At 45.7% G+C, this 19096-nt stretch carries 21 protein-coding genes and 1 other RNA gene; 12 read left to right on the forward strand and 10 right to left on the reverse strand.

Annotation, left to right across the window (positions count from 1 at the left end; all coding sequences use genetic code 11):
* Window positions 1–57: 57 nt before the first annotated feature.
* Window positions 58–1407 (forward strand): hypothetical protein, encoded by a 1350-nt coding sequence (locus K7X24_RS10400; RefSeq protein ID WP_224554747.1) that lies wholly within the window; start codon window positions 58–60, stop codon window positions 1405–1407.
* An 86-nt stretch (window positions 1408–1493) separates the two neighbouring features.
* On the opposite strand, the gene K7X24_RS10405 is transcribed toward K7X24_RS10400, so the two are convergent.
* The 3 genes from K7X24_RS10405 to smpB form a co-directional block, all read right to left on the reverse strand.
* Window positions 1494–2681, reverse strand: coding sequence for an integrase domain-containing protein (locus K7X24_RS10405; protein ID WP_224554749.1), 1188 nt, complete (start codon window positions 2679–2681; stop codon window positions 1494–1496).
* A gap of 208 nt (window positions 2682–2889) precedes the next feature.
* Window positions 2890–3252: a transfer-messenger RNA gene (gene ssrA / locus K7X24_RS10410) on the reverse strand.
* Window positions 3253–3302: 50 nt separating this feature from the next.
* Window positions 3303–3785 carry an SsrA-binding protein SmpB gene (gene smpB / locus K7X24_RS10415; protein ID WP_102118193.1) on the reverse strand — a complete coding sequence of 161 codons (483 nt, stop codon included), beginning with the start codon at window positions 3783–3785 and terminating at the stop codon, window positions 3303–3305.
* Between the two features lie 155 nt (window positions 3786–3940).
* Between smpB and K7X24_RS10420 the strand changes: the two genes are divergently transcribed.
* Both K7X24_RS10420 and K7X24_RS10425 read left to right on the forward strand, forming a co-directional pair.
* Window positions 3941–4387 (forward strand): type II toxin-antitoxin system RatA family toxin, encoded by a 447-nt coding sequence (locus K7X24_RS10420; protein ID WP_010282427.1) that lies wholly within the window; start codon window positions 3941–3943, stop codon window positions 4385–4387.
* Window positions 4377–4658: an RnfH family protein gene (locus tag K7X24_RS10425; protein WP_214652895.1), complete on the forward strand. Its 282-nt coding sequence runs from the start codon at window positions 4377–4379 to the stop codon at window positions 4656–4658. The genes K7X24_RS10420 and K7X24_RS10425 overlap by 11 nt, the downstream gene beginning before the upstream one ends.
* A gap of 238 nt (window positions 4659–4896) precedes the next feature.
* On the opposite strand, the gene bamE is transcribed toward K7X24_RS10425, so the two are convergent.
* The 3 genes from bamE to nadK form a co-directional block, all read right to left on the reverse strand.
* Complete coding sequence (bamE, locus tag K7X24_RS10430; RefSeq protein ID WP_039355545.1) at window positions 4897–5232, reverse strand: outer membrane protein assembly factor BamE; 336 nt, start codon at window positions 5230–5232, stop codon at window positions 4897–4899.
* Window positions 5233–5384: 152 nt separating this feature from the next.
* The gene (gene recN / locus K7X24_RS10435; RefSeq protein ID WP_224554751.1) at window positions 5385–7046 is read right to left on the reverse strand and encodes a DNA repair protein RecN; all 1662 of its coding nucleotides are present in this window, start codon (window positions 7044–7046) and stop codon (window positions 5385–5387) included.
* A gap of 81 nt (window positions 7047–7127) precedes the next feature.
* A complete protein-coding gene (gene nadK, locus K7X24_RS10440; protein WP_224554942.1) occupies window positions 7128–8006 on the reverse strand; it encodes an NAD(+) kinase in 879 nt (292 codons plus the stop codon).
* Window positions 8007–8155: 149 nt separating this feature from the next.
* On the opposite strand from nadK, the gene grpE reads away from it, so the two are divergent.
* Together grpE and K7X24_RS10450 are read left to right on the forward strand one after the other, a co-directional pair.
* Window positions 8156–8743: a nucleotide exchange factor GrpE gene (grpE, locus tag K7X24_RS10445; protein ID WP_116586127.1), complete on the forward strand. Its 588-nt coding sequence runs from the start codon at window positions 8156–8158 to the stop codon at window positions 8741–8743.
* A gap of 357 nt (window positions 8744–9100) precedes the next feature.
* Window positions 9101–10339, forward strand: coding sequence for an Nramp family divalent metal transporter (locus K7X24_RS10450; protein WP_029368458.1), 1239 nt, complete (start codon window positions 9101–9103; stop codon window positions 10337–10339).
* A gap of 44 nt (window positions 10340–10383) precedes the next feature.
* Here K7X24_RS10450 and K7X24_RS10455 read toward each other — a convergent pair whose 3' ends face one another.
* From K7X24_RS10455 to K7X24_RS10470, 4 genes are all read right to left on the reverse strand, one after another.
* The gene (locus K7X24_RS10455; RefSeq protein ID WP_224554753.1) at window positions 10384–10674 is read right to left on the reverse strand and encodes a hypothetical protein; all 291 of its coding nucleotides are present in this window, start codon (window positions 10672–10674) and stop codon (window positions 10384–10386) included.
* Window positions 10661–10963, reverse strand: a complete 303-nt coding sequence (locus tag K7X24_RS10460) for an immunity 53 family protein (protein ID WP_224554755.1) — start codon at window positions 10961–10963, stop codon at window positions 10661–10663. Before K7X24_RS10460 ends, K7X24_RS10455 begins: the two co-directional genes overlap by 14 nt.
* Window positions 10964–10984: 21 nt before the next feature.
* Entirely contained in the window at window positions 10985–11650 is a 666-nt protein-coding gene (locus tag K7X24_RS10465; protein WP_224554757.1) for a hypothetical protein, read from the reverse strand.
* 104 nt (window positions 11651–11754) lie between these two features.
* Complete coding sequence (locus K7X24_RS10470) at window positions 11755–11985, reverse strand: 2-hydroxymuconate tautomerase family protein (RefSeq protein WP_224554759.1); 231 nt, start codon at window positions 11983–11985, stop codon at window positions 11755–11757.
* Between the two features lie 674 nt (window positions 11986–12659).
* Between K7X24_RS10470 and K7X24_RS10475 the strand changes: the two genes are divergently transcribed.
* From K7X24_RS10475 to K7X24_RS10505, 7 genes are all read left to right on the forward strand, one after another.
* Complete coding sequence (locus tag K7X24_RS10475) at window positions 12660–14966, forward strand: PEP-utilizing enzyme (RefSeq protein WP_224554761.1); 2307 nt, start codon at window positions 12660–12662, stop codon at window positions 14964–14966.
* Window positions 14963–15577: a gamma-glutamyl-gamma-aminobutyrate hydrolase family protein gene (locus tag K7X24_RS10480; protein ID WP_224554762.1), complete on the forward strand. Its 615-nt coding sequence runs from the start codon at window positions 14963–14965 to the stop codon at window positions 15575–15577. The genes K7X24_RS10475 and K7X24_RS10480 overlap by 4 nt, the downstream gene beginning before the upstream one ends.
* Window positions 15565–16371, forward strand: a complete 807-nt coding sequence (locus K7X24_RS10485) for an NTP transferase domain-containing protein (RefSeq protein WP_224554764.1) — start codon at window positions 15565–15567, stop codon at window positions 16369–16371. The genes K7X24_RS10480 and K7X24_RS10485 overlap by 13 nt, the downstream gene beginning before the upstream one ends.
* Before the next feature lie 200 nt (window positions 16372–16571).
* Window positions 16572–17228: a hypothetical protein gene (locus K7X24_RS10490; protein WP_198997308.1), complete on the forward strand. Its 657-nt coding sequence runs from the start codon at window positions 16572–16574 to the stop codon at window positions 17226–17228.
* Window positions 17228–17707 (forward strand): CYTH domain-containing protein, encoded by a 480-nt coding sequence (locus K7X24_RS10495; RefSeq protein WP_224554766.1) that lies wholly within the window; start codon window positions 17228–17230, stop codon window positions 17705–17707. Before K7X24_RS10490 ends, K7X24_RS10495 begins: the two co-directional genes overlap by 1 nt.
* A complete protein-coding gene (locus K7X24_RS10500; protein WP_224554768.1) occupies window positions 17707–18288 on the forward strand; it encodes a hypothetical protein in 582 nt (193 codons plus the stop codon). The genes K7X24_RS10495 and K7X24_RS10500 overlap by 1 nt, the downstream gene beginning before the upstream one ends.
* The gene (locus K7X24_RS10505; protein WP_224554770.1) at window positions 18289–19092 is read left to right on the forward strand and encodes a sulfite exporter TauE/SafE family protein; all 804 of its coding nucleotides are present in this window, start codon (window positions 18289–18291) and stop codon (window positions 19090–19092) included.
* Window positions 19093–19096: the final 4 nt, after the last annotated feature.

Genomic DNA, 19096 nt, shown 5'->3' on the forward strand with positions numbered 1-19096 from the left:
TGAAGTGATTTGATTTAATTATTAGGCAATTTTTTATTAACTAATAGAGGAAAGTAAATGATATCTTTTTCAGAAAAACAAATACAAGAATATATTTGGAGTGCAAGAGATGATTTTTCGGAGCTTTTAGACGATAAATATGATATTGAATTACATGAGTTTAAAGATGATCTATCTGATGTTACTGCTAAATTACTTATGCGAAATAAGATAAGTAAAAGATTATCACATCTTTATTCGAAGTTACATGGTATGGAGCTGATTGGTTATGAAGTTCCATTAGAGCAAAATTCTAATTCAACAATTAGAGCTGATTTCTTGGCTGTTTTTCCCGGAGATACAGGGTTGGCTGTTGTAGAGCTAAAAAAAAGCAATCAAACAGAGAGGCAAGCATTTACTGAGTTGTTAGCATATTCAAATCATATGACGACATTATTTCCAGCAATGACTCGTGATGATAGTATATATGTATTGATATCACCGATGGAAACTAGAATAGCACGTGATGCAGTTATTCAAAGTTTGACTTTTGATAATCGAAGTATAGTAGCTCTAGTCCCTCGATTTACAGATCCTCAAGATATAACTACATTAAGGCTTCATTTGTGGGTTCCAAGCGAATCTGAATTATCTTCTTTCTCAAATATAGCATTTCGAGAGGAAAATTTCAGTGTTTGTAAACTATCATGGGAATACGATCCCGGTAGGTGGGATGCAGAAAAAGGAGAATCCCCTGCAGAATATTTTGTCAATCAGTTCGATAACGTATCTTCTTTAGCTGCGCAACATATGGAAGAGATAGGGATTCATGGGTTCACATATTGTTCTCAACTGTGGCCGGAACTATCAGACGTGCTTCCTTATACTAACTCACTTGTCTTAGTTGGTTTAAATCCTTATGCAGTAGGTAGCGCTCAGTATTTAATGGGGATGCGAACAAATGAAGATGATGAAATTCCAGATCCTAATATGTACGTACCTCACATTTCTGAATTAATTGAAAAACTTGGAGTAGGGGAGCTTTATGAATCAAATAGTGAAGTTCTTGAGAGCTTACATCGTATATGGAATTCTCAGTTATTCAGAATTGGAAAGCAGGTTGTAGATGTGGCAACAAAGAATACAGATGGGAAATATATAGATGTAGAATATGGCTTTATGGACTGGGGAACTTATCAGAGGTCACTGCTTGAAGATGTTTTATGCCATAATTTTGCTATTCGTTCAACTGGATTAATGCGCCATCTATATACTGATATTCTTAAGCTAGACTATGAACTATGTAAGAAATTTGGTTTGGAGAATCATCCAATACATGGTGATATGCCATATTTAGGCGTGGATTTTTTAAATTCTCAGATGTACTTTCGTGAGTTTATTTCGCGTATGTTTTATTCTGAGTCTTAGGGGTAAATATTTATTTACTGCTTTTGTATTAAGATAAAATATGAGTTTGATAATTCACGTGGCTGAGCGATATACGCTCAGCCCTTCTATTTATGCACTGCCAAACCCCACCAATCCATCAGCTCTTTACGTTGTTCAAGATAGGTAGAGCGGTTATAAGCCCGTCGAACTTCGTTCTTATCACAATGCGCTAATGCCGCTTCAATCACATCAGGGTTAAAACCGGCTTCATTCATGGCAGTACTGGCTATCGAGCGTAAACCATGTGCGACCAGTTTGCCACCGTAGCCGATGCGTTTTAGCGCGGCATTCGCGGTCTGGCTGTTCATGGGCTTTTTAGGATCGTTACGGCTGGGAAATACGTGCTCCCGGTTGCCGCTGATAGGGCACATGATGTCGAGCAGTTCCAGTGCCTGATCGGAGAGCGGCACGATATGAACGCGCTTAGCTTTCATTCGTTCAGCCGGAATGCTCCACGTTCTTTTCTCTATATCGATCTCTGCCCATGCCGTGGCAGAGGCTTCTGCCGGGCGAATCAGTGTCAGTAGTTGCCATTCCAATAGGCAGCGGGTAGGGATGGACAGGTTAGACATGGCAATGGTGCGCATCAGCTTGGGAAGTTCTTCTGGCCAGATAGTCGGCATGTGCTGCTTTTTAGGGCGTTCAAAGGCCATACCAATGCCGGAGGCGGGATTAGCGTCAATCAGCCCCGTATTGACCGCGTAAACCATGATTTCATTGATACGCTGTACTAGCCGCCTGACGGTTTCTAGTGCGTCACGGGCTTTAATCGGTTCTAGCGCCTGTATCAGCGTGCGTGCTTTGATTTCCTGTACCGGGATATTCTCAATCGCTGGTAGCACATCTTTTTCCAGTGAGCGCCAAATGTCTTTGGCGTGATCGGCACTGACCTTTGTCTGTTTCAACGTGAACCAGCTACGCGCCACGTTAATAAAGATGCTTTCTACCGCGATTTGCGCTTCTTCCTCTTCTTTAGCCACTTTTTCCTGTGGATCGATACCTTTGGCTAACAAAGAGAGTTTCTCGTCTCTCATTGCGCGGGCATCAGCTAGCGATAATGCTGGGTAAGCGCCAAACCCGATCATGGTGCGTTGGCCGGTTGTTGGTTTCTGGTAACGGAACCGCCACAGCTTTTTCCCGGTAGTTTTGACTAAGAGAAATAACCCGTTGCCGTCATGCAACGTCAGATCTTTGTCTGTCGCTTTGGCTTTTTGTACTTCAGTGTGGGTGAGGGGGCGGGTTGTCCGTGCCATGAGGGAATCCTTTGTCATTGGTATACACATGCAATTGGTATACGCCTTTTGGTACATATCCTACCGTATACCAATTCGTATACCAATAATCTCTGGATTCAGGCGAATATCGTCGGACAATAACGGACACAAAAAAGCCCGCAGGGCTTGCGCCATGCGGGCTTTTCGTACTTCATCGGACTTATCTGGTAATAACCGATGTCTAAATTGGTGGAGCTGGGGGGATTTGAACCCCCGTCCGGAACCACTCTACCGTCGGTACTACATGCTTAGTCTATCTTTACATTCGCTTGCCAGCTGCGAATAGACACGCCACTAACAAACTAGCCTGATTAGATTTAGTGCTTCAACCCCAGGCAAGGCATCCACACGATCTCTTTTGGGTTTGACCTCTCTTGATCCCCGTCCTAAGAGCGGAGGCTAGGGAGAGAGGGCTATAAGCAGGTTATTAAGCTGCTAAAGCGTAGTTTTCGTCGTTTGCGACTATTTTTTTGCGGCTTTTTACGAGGCAAACCGCCCCTCGGCATGCACCTTGGGCTTTGCAAATCCCGTCGAATCCAGAATCAGCCCCCAAGAAACTGTTACCAGTATACCAGAACTTACTATCGCTAAGCCAGCGACTTAGCGATTGGCGTTCTTCATGATACGGGCTTTATCTAACTTCCATTCACGTTCTTTAATGTCATCACGCTTGTCGTGATCTTTTTTACCTTTTGCCACGCCGATTTTGACTTTGCTCCAGGCATTTTTCCAATACATGGACAGCGCGACGACCGTGTAACCTTCACGGCTGACGCGGCCAAACAGCGAATCTAGCTCGCGTTTGTTGAGCAGGAGTTTGCGCGTGCGTATAGGGTCGCAAACAACGTGTGATGAAGCCACATTAAGCGGCGTGATCGTTGCGCCAAACAGGTAAGCCTCACCGTTCATGAAGGTGACATAGCTGTCGCTGAGGTTTGCTTTGCCTGCGCGCAGTGATTTGACTTCCCATCCTTGCAGCGCAAGACCGGCCTCAAATTCTTCTTCAATGAAGTATTCGTGACGGGCGCGCTTGTTCTGCGCAATGGTGGCGGAACCGGGTTTGTATGCTTTTTTCTTTGTCATAGTGCCGTCATTATACTGGATGTTATTGGGAATGAAATCCCCGCCGTGCGTCCGTGTCATGGTTAATGATATCGTGCGATAAGCTTCGCAGAATTTTTGTCTGTCGGGCTATCAATGCTATTATTTTGCGCGTTTTATGAAACTCGGAAAATAGTATGCCAAAGATAAGTCGTTCCGCATTGGTGCCGTTCAGCGCTGAACAGATGTACAAGCTGGTGAATGATGTCGCTTCCTACTCCGCGTTTTTACCAGGCTGTACGGGGAGCCGCGTGCTCTCTTCCTCAGAAGGGGAGATGACCGCCGCAGTGGACGTTTCCAAAGCCGGTATCAGCAAGACCTTTACCACCCGTAATACGCTGACGCACAACCAGAATATCAATATGCAGTTGGTCGATGGCCCGTTCCGTCAGTTGGGGGGCGACTGGCATTTTACGCCGCTGAGCGCTGATGCCTGTAAAGTCGAACTGCATCTGGAATTTGAATTCACCAATGCCTTGATTGAACTCGCTTTTGGCAAAGTATTCAAGGAGCTGGCGGGAAATATGGTGCAGGCTTTCACGCAGCGAGCAAAAGAGGTCTACAGTGTCCGCAATGCAGGTTGATGTCGTCTACGCGTTGCCGGAACGTCAGTATCTACGCACGGTAAAGCTGGAAGAGGGCAGTACGGTTGAGCAGGCGATTGTGGCATCGGGCTTGCTGGAGTTGCGCCATGATATCGATTTGCAGGTGAATAAAGTCGGTATTTACAGTCGTGCAGCGAAGCTGGCCGATGTTGTTCAGGATGGTGACCGTGTGGAAATTTATCGCCCGCTGATTGCCGATCCGAAAGAACTACGCCGCCAGCGCGCAGAGCGTGCGAAGAGCAAATCCTGAATAATGCTGCTAAACGGCACATGACGTTTTACTGAGCGTCCTTACCGAAATGCCCTTACAAAAAAACACAGGCAAACCTGAAGTGTTCAGATTTGCCTGCTGTTATACCCGCTAGACATCAAGCCGCGTGTGCGTTGGCTTCCTTCAAGTACTCTGCCCATTGTGGGCTTCGTCTTAACGCGCCGCCTTTGGCTACCAGAATCGTTCATCCTGATTCAGCCGAACGGCATTGAAAGCATTAATTCAGCGCAGGCTTGTTGTTGATGTTGGTTAACACGCCACTGCCGCTGAAGGTCAGCGTCAGCGTCTGCTGTTTTACTGACTCATGACCAGGCTGCTGGCGGAAGACGTAAAACCAGGTATCGCTGCCAAACGGATCCTGCATCATAGGAGTACCCAGCGTATAAGCGACCTGTTGTTTGGTCATGCCGGTGTGAATTTTCGCAACGTCAGCCGGTGCCAGATAGTTTCCCTGATTGATGTCCGGCCGATAGACCACCTTTTCCAGTGTGGAACAACCGGCAGTCAGCATAACAACCACCGCGGCGACGACAGTCAGCGTTTTACAGCGCATAGTGATTACATTCCTTAAGGGCATAGGTTGCCGATGATAATAGACCTTGCAGGACTTGGAAACCTGCAAGGCGATTGTATGACCTCAGGAAGGTAAAAAAGTTGAGCTTTTTTACCAGTAATCCGCCTTTCTTGCCCTGTCGGCGGTAGATTTTAGGCCGCCAGCAATTCTTTGGCATTCGCCAGCGTGTTTTTGGTTACGGCGCTGCCGCCCAAGAGGCGTGCCAGTTCTTGTAGCCGTGCACGTTTATCCAACGGCTGCATCAGGGTTTCTGTTTCTGCACCGTCTGTTTGTTTGCTCACGAAGAAGTGCTGATGACCGCAGCCCGCGACCTGCGGCAGGTGAGTCACACACATCACCTGCGTAGATTCGCCGAGCTGGCGCAGCATTCTGCCGACGATGGCGGCGGTTGGCCCGCTAATACCCACATCGACTTCATCGAAGATCATCGCTGGCGTGTCCATTTTCTGCGCGGTGATCACCTGAATAATCAGTGCGATACGCGATAGCTCACCGCCCGAGGCCACTTTTGCCAGCGTCTGATGCGGCTGGCCGGGGTTGGTGGTCACGCGGAATTCAATACTGTCGGCACCGGTGGCCGTCAGGTTGTCTGGCGTAAATTTCACATCAATGGTGAAGTGGCCGTGTGGCATTGCCAGTTCACGCATATTGGTGGTGATGAGCTGAGCCAGTTCGCTGGCATGGTGCTGGCGGCGCACGTGCAGCTGTTCTGCGAGGTGCAACGCCTGCTGATGATATTCGCCAACGGAGGCACTGAGCGCGTCGTGGTCACTTTCCTGCTGTTCCAACTGTTGCTGTTCTTCCAATAGCTGCTGATGGAACGCTGGGAGCGCCTCTGGAGCAACATGGTGTTTGCGTGACAGCGCGAGCTGGCGTGACAGGCGCTGTTCCAGTTCATACAGACGAATCGGGTCGAGATCCATTTGTTCGCTGTAGTGGCGCAGTTCATCGCTGGCTTCGCTAAGTTGAATACCTGCTTCTTCGAGCATGGACAGCACGCCAGACAGTTTGTCATCCATGCTGATGAGTTCGCCAAGCTGGTGTTTTACGCTGTGCAGCATACTGATGATGTTCTGCTCTTCGTCTTCGCTCAGCAGTTGCATGGCCTGTTGGCTCATTGTCAGTAGCTGACCGCTATTCGCCAGACGCTTATATTCAACGTCAATTTGCTCGTATTCGCCGGGCTGTGGGGCGAATTCGTTTAGCTCTTTTAATTGGTATTGCAGCAGTTCCCGGCGGGCTTCGCGCTCAATAGCCGCCTGTTGCAACTGCGCCAGCGCGCGGCAACTTTGGTGCCACTGATGCCAAACCTGTTGCATCGCAACCAGCAGTTTCGGTTCATCGGCATAGGCATCCAGCAGGTGTTTTTGATGGTCGGGGCGCAGCAGTAGCTGATGGGCATGCTGGCCATGTACCTGAATCAGGTGCTGGCCGAGTTCACGTAGTTGAGACAGCGGCACGGCGGTACCGTTAATAAAACCGCGTGAACGACCATCAGCACTAATGACGCGGCGTAGCAGGCACTCGTTGCTGTCATCCAACTGGTTTTCTTCCAGCCACTGACGTGCCGTCGGCGTATCCGCCAGCGCAAAGCGGGCGCAAATGTCGGCGCGGGCAGCGCCCGGCCTGACCATGCTGGCGTCAGAACGATTTCCCAGACATAAACCGAGGGCATCAATCGCAATCGATTTCCCCGCACCGGTTTCCCCGGTGATAACGCTCATCCCTGACTGAAAATCGATTTCTAATTCGCGCACGATAGCGAAGTTACTGATAGTGAGTTGCGCCAGCATGATAAACCTCTGTATGTAATCACCTGTGATTACATACAGTATAAACTGGTTTTATATACAGTAAAGTAGCTGGGTAGAATTTTAGAATAATTTTTTTGACCAGCCGAGCTTTGAACTTAGTGTGTTGAAATAGCTGTAATTTTTTGGATGGATCAGATTCAGGTAATGTTCGCTGCGGCGAATCAGTACTTCTTCGCCCTCTTGCACTGGCAGCGCAATCTGGCTGTCACAGCTGATCTCCAGATCGTTGGTAATGCAGGAAAATTTCAGCCGAATCGTGCTGCTGCTGTTGATGACCAGCGGGCGGGCAGACAGCGTGTGTGGGAACATGGGCACCAGCGCAATGGCATCCAGCGACGGCGTCAGGATTGGGCCGCCAGCGGAAAGGGAATAGGCGGTTGAACCTGTGGGGGTGGCGATAATCAGGCCGTCTGAACGCTGAGAAAAGGCGAATTTGTCATCAATATAGACTTCAAATTCAATCATATGTGCGACTTTTCCGGGGTGAAGCACCACTTCGTTAATGGCGGTACTGATGCTGTCGGGCTGGTTTACGCGGCAAACGTGCGCTTCCAGCATGAAGCGTTTTTCGCTCAGGTAATGGCCGTCGAGCACGTCAGAAAGCTGTTGCTGCGCATGGTCAGGATCGAGATCGGTCAGAAAACCGAGGTTGCCACGGTTTACGCCGATCACCTTGATGTCATAGCGCGACAGCACGCGCGCTGCGCCGAGCATGTTGCCATCACCGCCGACGACAACCGCCAAATCCGCCTGCTGGCCGATGTCGGCAAGGCTACCGGTCGGCGCATCTTTCAGATTCAACTCACGGGCGATCTGTTGCTCGATCAGAACCGAGTAACCCTTGTCGGTGAGCCAGTGGTAAAGCATCTCATGCGTTGCCAGCGCCGTTGGGTGGCGCGGATGGCCGACAATGCCAATACAATTAAACGGCCTGTTCATTGTAAGCGGTGTGTTCATTGCTGTTTTTGTCCTCAGCGTGGTGTATCGGCAGCGGCTGGAACCAATATGTGACTGGTTCCCTTGAATCCCCGATTTTGATCCCCATAATAAGCAACTAGCGAGATTAATGCTAAACCGCGGAGAATTTCATGAGTAGTAAAGAACAGAAAACGCCTGACGAGCAAGTCCTGGATCAAAAGGAAGTAGCAAAAGGGCAGCAAGCGGATGCCACGCCAGAGACGGCAGACGTAGCTGACCCGCGTGATGCGCGCATCGCCGAACTGGAAACCCAGTTGAGCGAACTGCAACAGCGTGAACGTGACAATATGCTTCGCGTCCGTGCTGAAGCCGATAACATTCGCCGCCGTGCGGAAATGGATGTTGAGAAAGCGCATAAATTTGCGGTAGAAAAATTTGCCAGCGAAATGCTGCCAGTTATCGACAATCTGGAACGTGCGCTGGATACGGCGGACAAGGCCAATGAATCACTGGCTGCAATGATTGAAGGTGTTGAACTGACGCTGAAATCGTTGCTGGATGCCGTGCGTAAATTTGGCATCGAGGTTGTGGGTGATGTGGGTGTACCGTTTAACCCAGAAGTGCATCAGGCGATGACGATGTTACCTTCGGCCGATCACCAGCCGAACCACGTCATGATGGTCATGCAAAAAGGCTATACGCTGAACGGCCGTTTGCTGCGTCCAGCTATGGTTGCAGTATCAAAAGCACAAGACTGATACACGCATCCTATTTACAACGTAGCTTTATTCCGAACCCCGTGCCCACCGCATGGGGTTTTTTGTTTATATCCCCCGTCATACTTCAAGATGCATGTGCGTTGGCTTTCCTCGCTCACCCCAGTCACTTACTTATGTAAGCTCCTGGGGATTCACTGTGTTGCCGCCTTCCTGCAACTTGAATTATTTAGTGTACATTTTGTTAAGATTTGTTTGATAAAAAAGATGTTTTTTAGGTTTTGAATGACTCATCATCATTAGCTATCAAAAGAATTGGTATTACCACTCTAAATGCACTTGATAATCATTATCGTTTTTGTGAGAGTAATAAAACACCAGTGTTAGAAGGGTCATACTATGCCGGGTAGCCGTGTTATTGAGTCAACAAGCCGCACATCAAGGAAGGTCAAACTTTCTCTGATGGGTCCGGCGTTTATCGCGGCGATTGGTTATATCGATCCGGGTAACTTTGCTACTAACATCCAGTCTGGCGCGGCCTATGGCTATACGCTGCTGTGGGTGGTGGTGTGGGCGAACCTGATGGCGATGCTGATCCAGCTGTTGTCCGCCAAATTGGGGATCGCAACGGGTAAGAACCTGGCGGAACATATCCGCGATCGCTTTCCGCGTCCGGCTGTTTGGGCGTATTGGGTGCAGGCCGAAATTATTGCGATGGCGACCGATCTGGCCGAGTTTATCGGTGCGGCGATTGGTTTCAAGCTGCTATTGGGCGTGTCGCTGCTGGAAGGCGCGATCCTCACTGCCATTGCCACCTTCCTGATTCTCATGCTGCAACAGCGCGGTCAGAAGCCGCTGGAAATGGTCATCGGTGGCCTACTGCTGTTTGTGGCGGCGGCGTATATTGTCGAATTGGTCTTCTCTCAGCCTGAGCTGTCTGCGTTAGCCAAAGGTATGGCGATTCCTAGTTTGCCGACCTCCGATGCCGTGCTGCTGGCCGCGGGTGTGTTGGGGGCGACCATTATGCCGCATGTGATTTACCTGCACTCTTCCCTGACGCAGCATGAGGGCAACCACACCCGTGCCGAACGTTATTCGGCAACGAAAGTCGATGTCGCGATTGCGATGACCATCGCCGGATTCGTCAATCTGGCGATGATGGCAACGGCCGCGGCGGCGTTCCATTTCAGCGGCAATCAGGATATTGCCGATCTGGATAAAGCCTACCTGACGCTGGAACCGCTGCTGGGTAAAGCCGCCGCGGTCATTTTCGGTCTGAGTTTGGTGGCGGCGGGCCTGTCTTCCACCGTTGTCGGCACGCTGGCGGGGCAGGTGGTGATGCAAGGATTCGTGCGTTTCCATATTCCACTCTGGGTACGCCGCACGGTGACAATGCTGCCATCGTTTATCGTGATTCTGTCTGGTATGGATCCGACGCGCGTGCTGGTGTTGAGTCAGGTGGTGCTGAGCTTCGGGATTGCGCTAGCGCTGGTTCCCTTGCTGTCCTTCACCGGTAACCGTGAATTAATGGGAACGATGGTGAACGGAAAATGGGTACAGCGCATCGGGCAGCTTATTGTGGTACTGGTAGTTTCCCTGAATATGTATCTGCTGATTGATACGATGTTGGGGATATAATTCTGGGGGAGCGGCACATTTCTCTCTACCGAAATTGTGCCACGTTATTGATCCAGCGTGGCCTTACCAACATAGTGTGGCCCTTCCCATAGAGTCCATTCGCCGATGCAAGAAAGTGTTTCAAGTTGCTCGGCGGAAGCGATAACAGTGACGGTGGCTGAGGTTGTTTCTCCGGAGGTGATTTCACCGTCAAAATGAAATTGCCCCATAAAATATGCTCCGCTGATCGGGTCTTTATGGTTAGGTCGATAGCCAGAGCGGCAGGGTGAGCGTCTTATTGATTCAGCGGCTAAACATAGCCTTACTTTAAACTCAGCGGTTTTATGTTTTATCATCACGACACCAGTTCAGAAAAACGCTTAACAGTTCGGCCAGATTACTGACGCCGCAAAAGCCAATAAATTGCAGATTTTCCGTTTTGCAAAATATCCAGTCGCTGGCTTCTGGATGTGCACTACGACTTAGAGATGTAAAAGGCTTATCAGCAAGTGAGGTTTCAGCCAGATCTATTTTTACTCTCCAGCCTGGGTTGTCCAGTGTATCGATGCTAATGCCGAATGCGTGCTCCCACTTCCCGTTACACTGCGCCTGATACCACCGTTGAATCTCCTGTAACTCGTTCATTAATCATTGTCTCATGAGTATTCAATATGGGGTTTCTTCATGGTTTGCTGGTGTTTCAGCATCGGGAAAGATTTCCTGTAATTCCACTCGCTTGCAGATGACAAATCCAGAATCAAACAGTAATGCTTTAACGTCACTTTTCATTTCAACGGATGGAACGAAGCGGGTTGTAAGTACGCTGGATAACGCTTCTTGATAAGCATCCAGTAAGGGTTTAGGCCCTTGCGCGAGTAATCCATTGCCATTATTGCCGAATGTCGGCTCGTCCTGATGCCGATAAGCGTTGATATAGCGGTTCATCGGGCGCCAGTCGTTGAGAATACGTGTGTGAACACTCCAGACTCGCCCAAGTAGTTCGTAGCTTGATGCTGTTGCTATGGTGGAATAGTACAACCCACCTCTCGGCGCGTTGTAGTCCCACAATAGTGGATGCTGATCGGTAAAGGTCAGCTCGCCTGAACTAGCAGGTTGAATGTCATGTTCGACAACGCCACAACAGCAAATAATAAAATGACGAAGATAAGATTCAGGTGGTTCACAGTACACTGAGCAATGGTTCTGCTCGTCATAACGCCAGTTATCACAGCAAAAATGGATCGTTAGTGTATTTGTGCTGGTGTACTGCACGCTGGAAATATAGCCATTTAAGTCGTCGTATAGCGCATCGGCTAACTGTTCAATATCCATATTTTTTATCCTTTAAGCTGCGGACTCCCACAGGAAGTGCAGGTATTCCTGTTCATATTCGGCAAATACGGATCCCAGCATAAACGCATTGCGGTTAAACATGGTTAATCCATATCAGATTTATCGGAAGGTTTCCCTACAGCCTTCCTCAACTCCGTCACCGACACGCCGCCGATCCCCCAGTTGTCCGTTTCAACTTCATCAATTACGACCACGGTAGTTTTCGAGTTCTTATTTAGCACATCGACCAACAACTGGGTGACGCCTTCAATCAACTGACGTTTTTGTTTAGGGGTGACGCCTTCATTGGTGATTTTGATGTTGACGTATGGCATAGGTTCTCCGGGGTTATGGTGATGGGTGGCGGCGCGGTAAGCAGAGTCCGTCAGAATATTCATAACGCTATGCTCATAGCAATAAATGATGATGCTATCTTGCCCGAGTTCACACTAAATAAAAGTGAACATTAATGAGTCGGTTAATGAGACTGAGAGAATGTTTATATGGCGTGGCGAGAATTTTTAGCTTATGCACAGTTTTGTTAGTACTGGTGTTAGATTTTTTTCATCAATGCACATTTATGAAATATTTTTAGGTGATTTTTTAGTTTCAAGACTAATTGTTTCTATTTTTATTATTATTTGTATTGATTTCTTAATGGAGAGGTTTTATGTCGATTTTTATAAAATAAAAAATGCGTATTCATCTGGTTTTTAATAATGAAAGTTTTTAGTTAATACTGAATTTTTTTTCATCTGTAATGAAATTGAAACATAAATGTACAATAGTTTATATGTTTAGGGAAACAAGACTCGTTTCCATCTATGTGGCTGAATGGGTCAGTATTAGAAGATAAAACACAGTTAGAATCTCAGTCGCCTACGTCCTGCCTTACGTCTACCATTCAAGTTGACAGGCTTGTTTTTTCGATGAAATCTGTCAATAGTAGTTTGTATGGTAAGTTATTTTTATGTAGGCCGCGATAATCTCATTGCTGTCTGGACTACACATGAAATTAGAATTTAAAACTAAATCTGACACACTTGCTGCTCTGTATCGTAATCTTAAATTCGCCAATATTTTGCCGAGCTATTCTTTCACTGTTCATGAATGGATATCTAACCGGCACGAAGTGATAGAGCACGTACTTGAAAATGACAGCCTCACATCTGATATTATCGTTCGTTCAAGCTGTACTCTTGAAGATACTTATTCTGGGAGCCGTGCCGGTGCTTTTCACTCAGCAAGAAGTTCACGAAAAGAGCATTCAATAACTAAGACGGTTAATGCTGTAATTGATTCTTATGGTCGTATTAATGCATCTGATAAGGTTCTTGTTCAGCCCTTTCTGAAAGGGACTAAAATGAGTGGGGTTGCGTTTAACCGCGATCCTCGGACCGGCTCACATTATGATGTCATAAATTATACTTTTAATGATGATACGTCTTTAGTTACATCTGGGCGTGGTACTGATCTGCAGACATATATCTCATCGCATGATACTGAGGCTAGGCATAGTGAGTTAAAAGGCGTAATTCTTCTTCTACGAGAACTAGAATCTCTTTATGGCGAGCAACCTCTGGATATAGAATTTGCTGTCGATTCTTCTCATCAATTGGTTTTATTACAAGTCAGGCCATTTGTTGGTGTTCCTATCGCCAGAGTGGAAGTATGCAGGCATCGTCAGCTCTTACGTGAAATACAGGATGCGACCTTAGAGTTTCTGGCTCCAGATTCACGGCTCTCTGGGCAAAAAGGGTTATTGGGGATTATGCCTGATTGGAATCCCGCCGAAATTCTTGGCGCTCGGCCTCGTCGGTTGGCGCTATCTTTATATCGGTTTTTGATAACGGATACTGTGTGGGCAATTGAGAGAAGAAAATATGGCTACAGAGATACACGATATATTCCATTGATTGTGAGTTTGCATGGTATTCCATATGTAGATGTACGTGCGAGCTTCAATTCGCTCGTACCAGCGGAGCTTTCCCAATCTATTTGTGATCGGTTTGTCTCATCTTGTTTGCAAAGGTTAACTGATAATCCCCAATTACATGACAAGGTGGAGTTTGAGGTTATTCCTACTTGCTATACTTTTGATATTGATTCCAAACTCGATAAGCTCTTGGATATCACTTCAGAAGATAAATTATCTATCAAACGTGCTCTGTTGAATCTTACGCAAAGCTATCTTTCGGGTAATGGTCGAAAAAGGATTGCCTCCGATCAGGCTAAGCTCAACAAACTTGTGCAATTACAAAGAGAAGGCGAACAATCCAGCATTTCTGATGTAGCGCGGATCTATCAAACTCTGGTTGAGTGCAGAAAGTATGGGACGGCTCCTTTTGCAGGATTAGCGCGTGCAGCGTTCATTGGCATGGATATTCTGAGATCGGCTGTGAATAAAGGCATTATTTCCGATCGGACATATTCCCATTTTTTGGCTTCACTCAGAACTCCCGCCTCTCGGCTTCTTGAGGACATGTCTCGTCTTGAACGGGATGATTTTTTGAGAGTTTACGGTCACCTGCGTCCTGGAACTTATGACATAAGAGTTCCTTCTTATTCTCAAGACCCTGAGCGGTACCTTTCATTTGATATGCCATTTAGTAAAAACCGCATCAGTTGGCAGCTTGATCCAAAAGAGGAACTCGCACTGGAATCAGCTCTGGCGAAAGAAGGGCTGATAATCAGTGCCTATTCTCTGATAGAGTTTATACAGCAGGCTATTGTCGCGAGAGAAGAAGCCAAATTTATCTTTAGCCGATCGGTATCACGTGTGTTGGATATCATTCGTCATCTCGGGCTGAAGCTTGGATTTAATGAGGAGGCTCTTTCACACGCTGATATTATGGATATCGTTGAGTCTAGAACAAACAGCCGTGGCCTGAAGAGGACATTGGAAGTGTCGATTTACCGAGGGAGGGAGCACGATACAGAGACACATTCACTTACGCTCCCACCACTTATCGCCGCTCAGGAAGATATTTCTACCTTTCACATTCCAACTGCTCGGCCAAATTTCATAACGAGAAAGATTGCCGAAGGTTACATAAGATCTTCCGATTGCGGGGATCTGAAAGATGCAATTGTAATGATCCCTAACGCCGATCCTGGTTTTGACTGGTTATTTGGGAGAGGTATATTGGCTCTTATTACCGCCTATGGTGGTTCTAATTCACATATGGCTATCAGAGCTGCTGAGCTTGAGGTTCCTGCTATTATCGGGGCAGGAGAAGCGCTTTTTAATGCATGGGTATCTGCTAAAAAGCTTCGTATTGACTGTTCCGTAGAGCGCGTGGAGGTCATCGAATGAAATTTGCTGCTATCACCATGCGTAGTGACATGATTATTAGTCGAAAGGAACAGCGAGATAGTTTGGATATACGCTGGTATCAGTTTCTGAATGCGTTAGACGCTCAACCTATTATCTTACCGAATAATTGCTTTGTTGCCGAGCAGATCCTAGCTTATAGAAAAATTGATTTTATCATTTTGAGCGGAGGGGGGGATATATTTTCTATATCAGGCAACATGACTGAAAGAGATCAGATCGAAAAAATCCTTCTGAACTACTCAAGAGAAAAAAGTATTCCGGTTATCGGAGTATGTCGTGGTATGCAGAAAATGATAGAAGATTGCGGCGGTGAATTATGCAAAATTGAACGGCATACCAATATAAGGCATCAGGTAACGGGGAGTAATTATTCACAAGTTAATTCATTTCATGATTATGGTGTTAAGGAAATACCTGAACAGTTCGTGCCTTTTGTATTGGCTGATGACGGTACTATTGAAGCTTTTTTTAGCAAAGAATTAAAATGGCTTGGATTAATGTGGCATCCTGAGCGGGAGGAACCTTTTTCAAAAATTGATTTGGTTACCATTATGAATTTTTTAAAAGGAGTTAATCCATGCATGGTTTAATACTTGCTGCTGGGCGTGGTTCTCGCTTAGGGGAATTAACTGAGTATGCTCCAAAGTGTATGGTAAAAATTCATGGAGTTAGTCTGCTGGATAGACAGATAAATGCAATGAAGCTTGCGGGAGTGAGCAATGTGGCCGGTGTGACAGGCTATTGTTCTGAGTTAATTAATAGGTATTTTTCACATAATTTTAAAAACAATGACTGGTCAGTAACAAATATTGCAGGTTCATTGTGTTGTGCAGAGGCTTGGCTGAATGAATGCACAACTATCGTTAGTTATGGAGACATTTTCTATCCTTCTAGTGCAGTATCTTCTTTAATAGATACCCATGAAGATATCGTTTTAGCTTATGATCCTGATTGGTTTTCCTTATGGGAGGCGAGATTCACTGAGCCATTTTCTGATGCGGAAAATTTTCAATTCATTGATGTAGATACGTCTGAGGTATGTGAGGGACATATACCTTTTGATAACGGGAAGGGGATATTAAAGAGCAGAAAGAGAATAACAAAAATTGGTGGCCGTGCTATGCCGAAAGTCAGAGTAGATGGTCAATATATGGGGTTGTTTAAAATAACGCCTAGAGGTTGGAAAGAACTAAAAGCATGCACAAGCGGCCTTGAAGATGGCGTGGTGTTTTCACAATTAGATATGACATCACTATTTTCTTTTGCTATCAATAAAGGTGTTAATATTTATGCTGTTCCTATAAGTGGTCCATGGGGAGAGGTTGACCATCCAAGTGATATATCACTTTATGAGAAAACATTTCCTTCTTTTTTAAATTTATAATTCGACAGTTTTAACGTGATTTTATTTTTGGGGAATACGTCATCTCTTTTTGTGTTTTTATAAAAAATGATCCAATTCTATAATTGGATTTGTCGTGAAATGGATTTTTCCCATAAAAAATAGACGAAAATGGGAATGATATTAAAACGGAAATGATTTTATACGTGTATCAATCTAATTTGATGAATAATAGGAAGAAAATGAAAATACCTTCGCGCCAAGAATGTTACGAGATTTTTGATAAATATTCTGTTCCAAGCCCGATCCGTCGGCATTGTGAAAAAGTGACAGATGTTGGGGGGCTATTAGGGAAACGCCTGCAAGAAGCAGGTGTTGAAGTAGATATGAATTTACTGGAAGCGGGTTGTTTACTTCATGATGCTTTCAAAGCGGCATCTCTTAAATCACTGGAGCCGCGTCCAGAATGGGGCTATGCACCTTCTGAGCGTGAAATAGAAATTTGGTCGGAACTGCGTGAACGTTATGAAGGTATGCATGAAACCTTGATCGTTGCCGAAATTTTTAAGGATGAATATCCCGAGTTCTCCAACTTCCTGAAGATGATTGGTTCTACCGGTAACCCTTCGTATCTCCTTGGTGGTGTGGAACTTAAAGTGCTGCATTACGCTGACTGGCGGGTTCAACTGGTTGATATCGTCTCTTTCGACGATCGCCTTGCTTATCTTCGCGAAACTTACCGAGAAAGTTGGGAAAAACATGGGGTCTCGTGGGATGAGCGATATGATCAGGAAAAGCGTCTGGAAAAAGAAATTTTTATTCATCTGGATTTTGGGCCTGATAATTTAAATACCGAGCTTGAGAATGCACCCCAAGTAGCCATCGAGGGGAAATATTAATGTTTGAAATTGAAAGAAAATTTCTTATCGCTTCGGATGGATGGCGTGAAAAAATTGTTGATCAGATTCGGATACGGCAGGGCTATCTTACGTCTGATAACACAGCGAACTCGATTCGAGTAAGGACAGTAGGAAAAGAAGCCTGGATTACCATTAAAAGTGTTGGTTACCTAAAACGTCAGGAGTTTGAATATAAAATCCCTTTCGAAGATGGTCAGCAGATGCTTGAAAGCTTGTGTCCTGGTCATATTACCGAAAAGATACGGTATCGTGTCCTTGAAAAAGAAATTATGTATGAGGTTAATATATTTGAAGGCGTGAATGCTGGCTTGAATATGGTCGAGGTTGAGCTTTCAAAAGAAGATGAAGTTATTCAGATTCCGTCTTGGGTCGGTCAGGAAGTTACACACGATAATAGATATTATGGTGCCTTTATTGGTGATAATCCATATACCCTGTGGGCGGTTGAAAAATGCTGATGAATGGAATTATTAGTGATAATAATGCAATAAAAGGGATTATTATTGAAGGGGTAGAGTGTAGCGGAAAGACCACACTCATTCAGCGTGTTCGCTCTGATGTCATTTCTTATGACTGCATAATGCTTGGGCACCAAAATGGTCCACAATTTGATCGTTACATGCGAGATTACATGGTTAATGATCGGGTTATATTCAATAGATCGCATTACAGTGAGTTGATTTACAGTCGTTTATGGAAACGAGGGGTTCCTTTCTCTGCGTCAGAGTTAGATGTATTGAATGATTATATTGTTCGGAATTTTATTACTATTCTTTGTACCGCTGATGTCTGTTGTTTGGCCGAACGATACGCAAAAAGGCAATACAAGCAGAAGGTAAATCTGAATGAATTGTCTGAAATTAAATCTATATTTGATGATGTTCTTACTCCCACAGCAGACTATATTTATAGCAGTAATGATGAACTGGAATTAGATAAAGTATTGAATTATGTAAAGGCCAGGTTAGATATTCGTCCCCAGGGCCAAGTAGATCATCTGTCTGATATTGCTATTACGGCTTCTGCTGAGAAACGGTAAATGATAATTACATGGGGATTGGGAGCATCGCTTGCGCTGCTGGCAGCCTGTACTTCGGCGATTGCTGCAACGACAGGTGTTGGCGGTGTGCTCTTGTTGAGTGCACTTTACATGCTTTTGCCTGACCCACGTCTGGTGATTCCAATGCATGCATGCGTCAGTCTTGTCAGCAATGCGACCAGATTAATTGCTTACTGGCGTTTTATCGATGTGGGAATTTGGGCACGGTACATGATTGGCGCAATTCCCGGAGTGGCTGTTTCGACATTCATCTTGTATCGCTTATTCAGTGATTACGATGCAATATCACCTTACTTCATGATTATAATAGGGATTGTCGTTTGGTGGAGTACGTTATCTGGTTCAAAAAGGAGCGCAATAGAGCGTAGCCCAGCGGTGAATTTTTATGTAGTTGGAGCCTTTTCTGCACCCGTGAGTATGCTTTTTGGCGCTAATGGTGCCGTTTTAGCTCCCTATTTCCTTAAAACAGATATAGGGCGACAAAGGATTGTTGCTACATCCACAGCATGCCAATTTAGTCTCCATCTAATTAAGATTCCAGCAATTTACACGATTATTTATGGGTTGTTTTCAGGTGAAAATAGCAGTGTAGAATATGAATCAGTAATATTGTCAGTATTTTCCATGGTTACTGCATCAATATTAGGCACACTACTTGGTGGGAAACTGCTAGAAAATCTGAATGAGAGTAAATTCAATGTAATATATAAGACGGCTATGTATTTAATTTCATCAAAGATATTACTTTTCGATGGGGTGTTAAAAATCCCGTTTTTTTACTAAAAAC

This window comes from Pectobacterium versatile (assembly GCF_020166435.1).
Lineage (GTDB): Bacteria > Pseudomonadota > Gammaproteobacteria > Enterobacterales > Enterobacteriaceae > Pectobacterium > Pectobacterium versatile.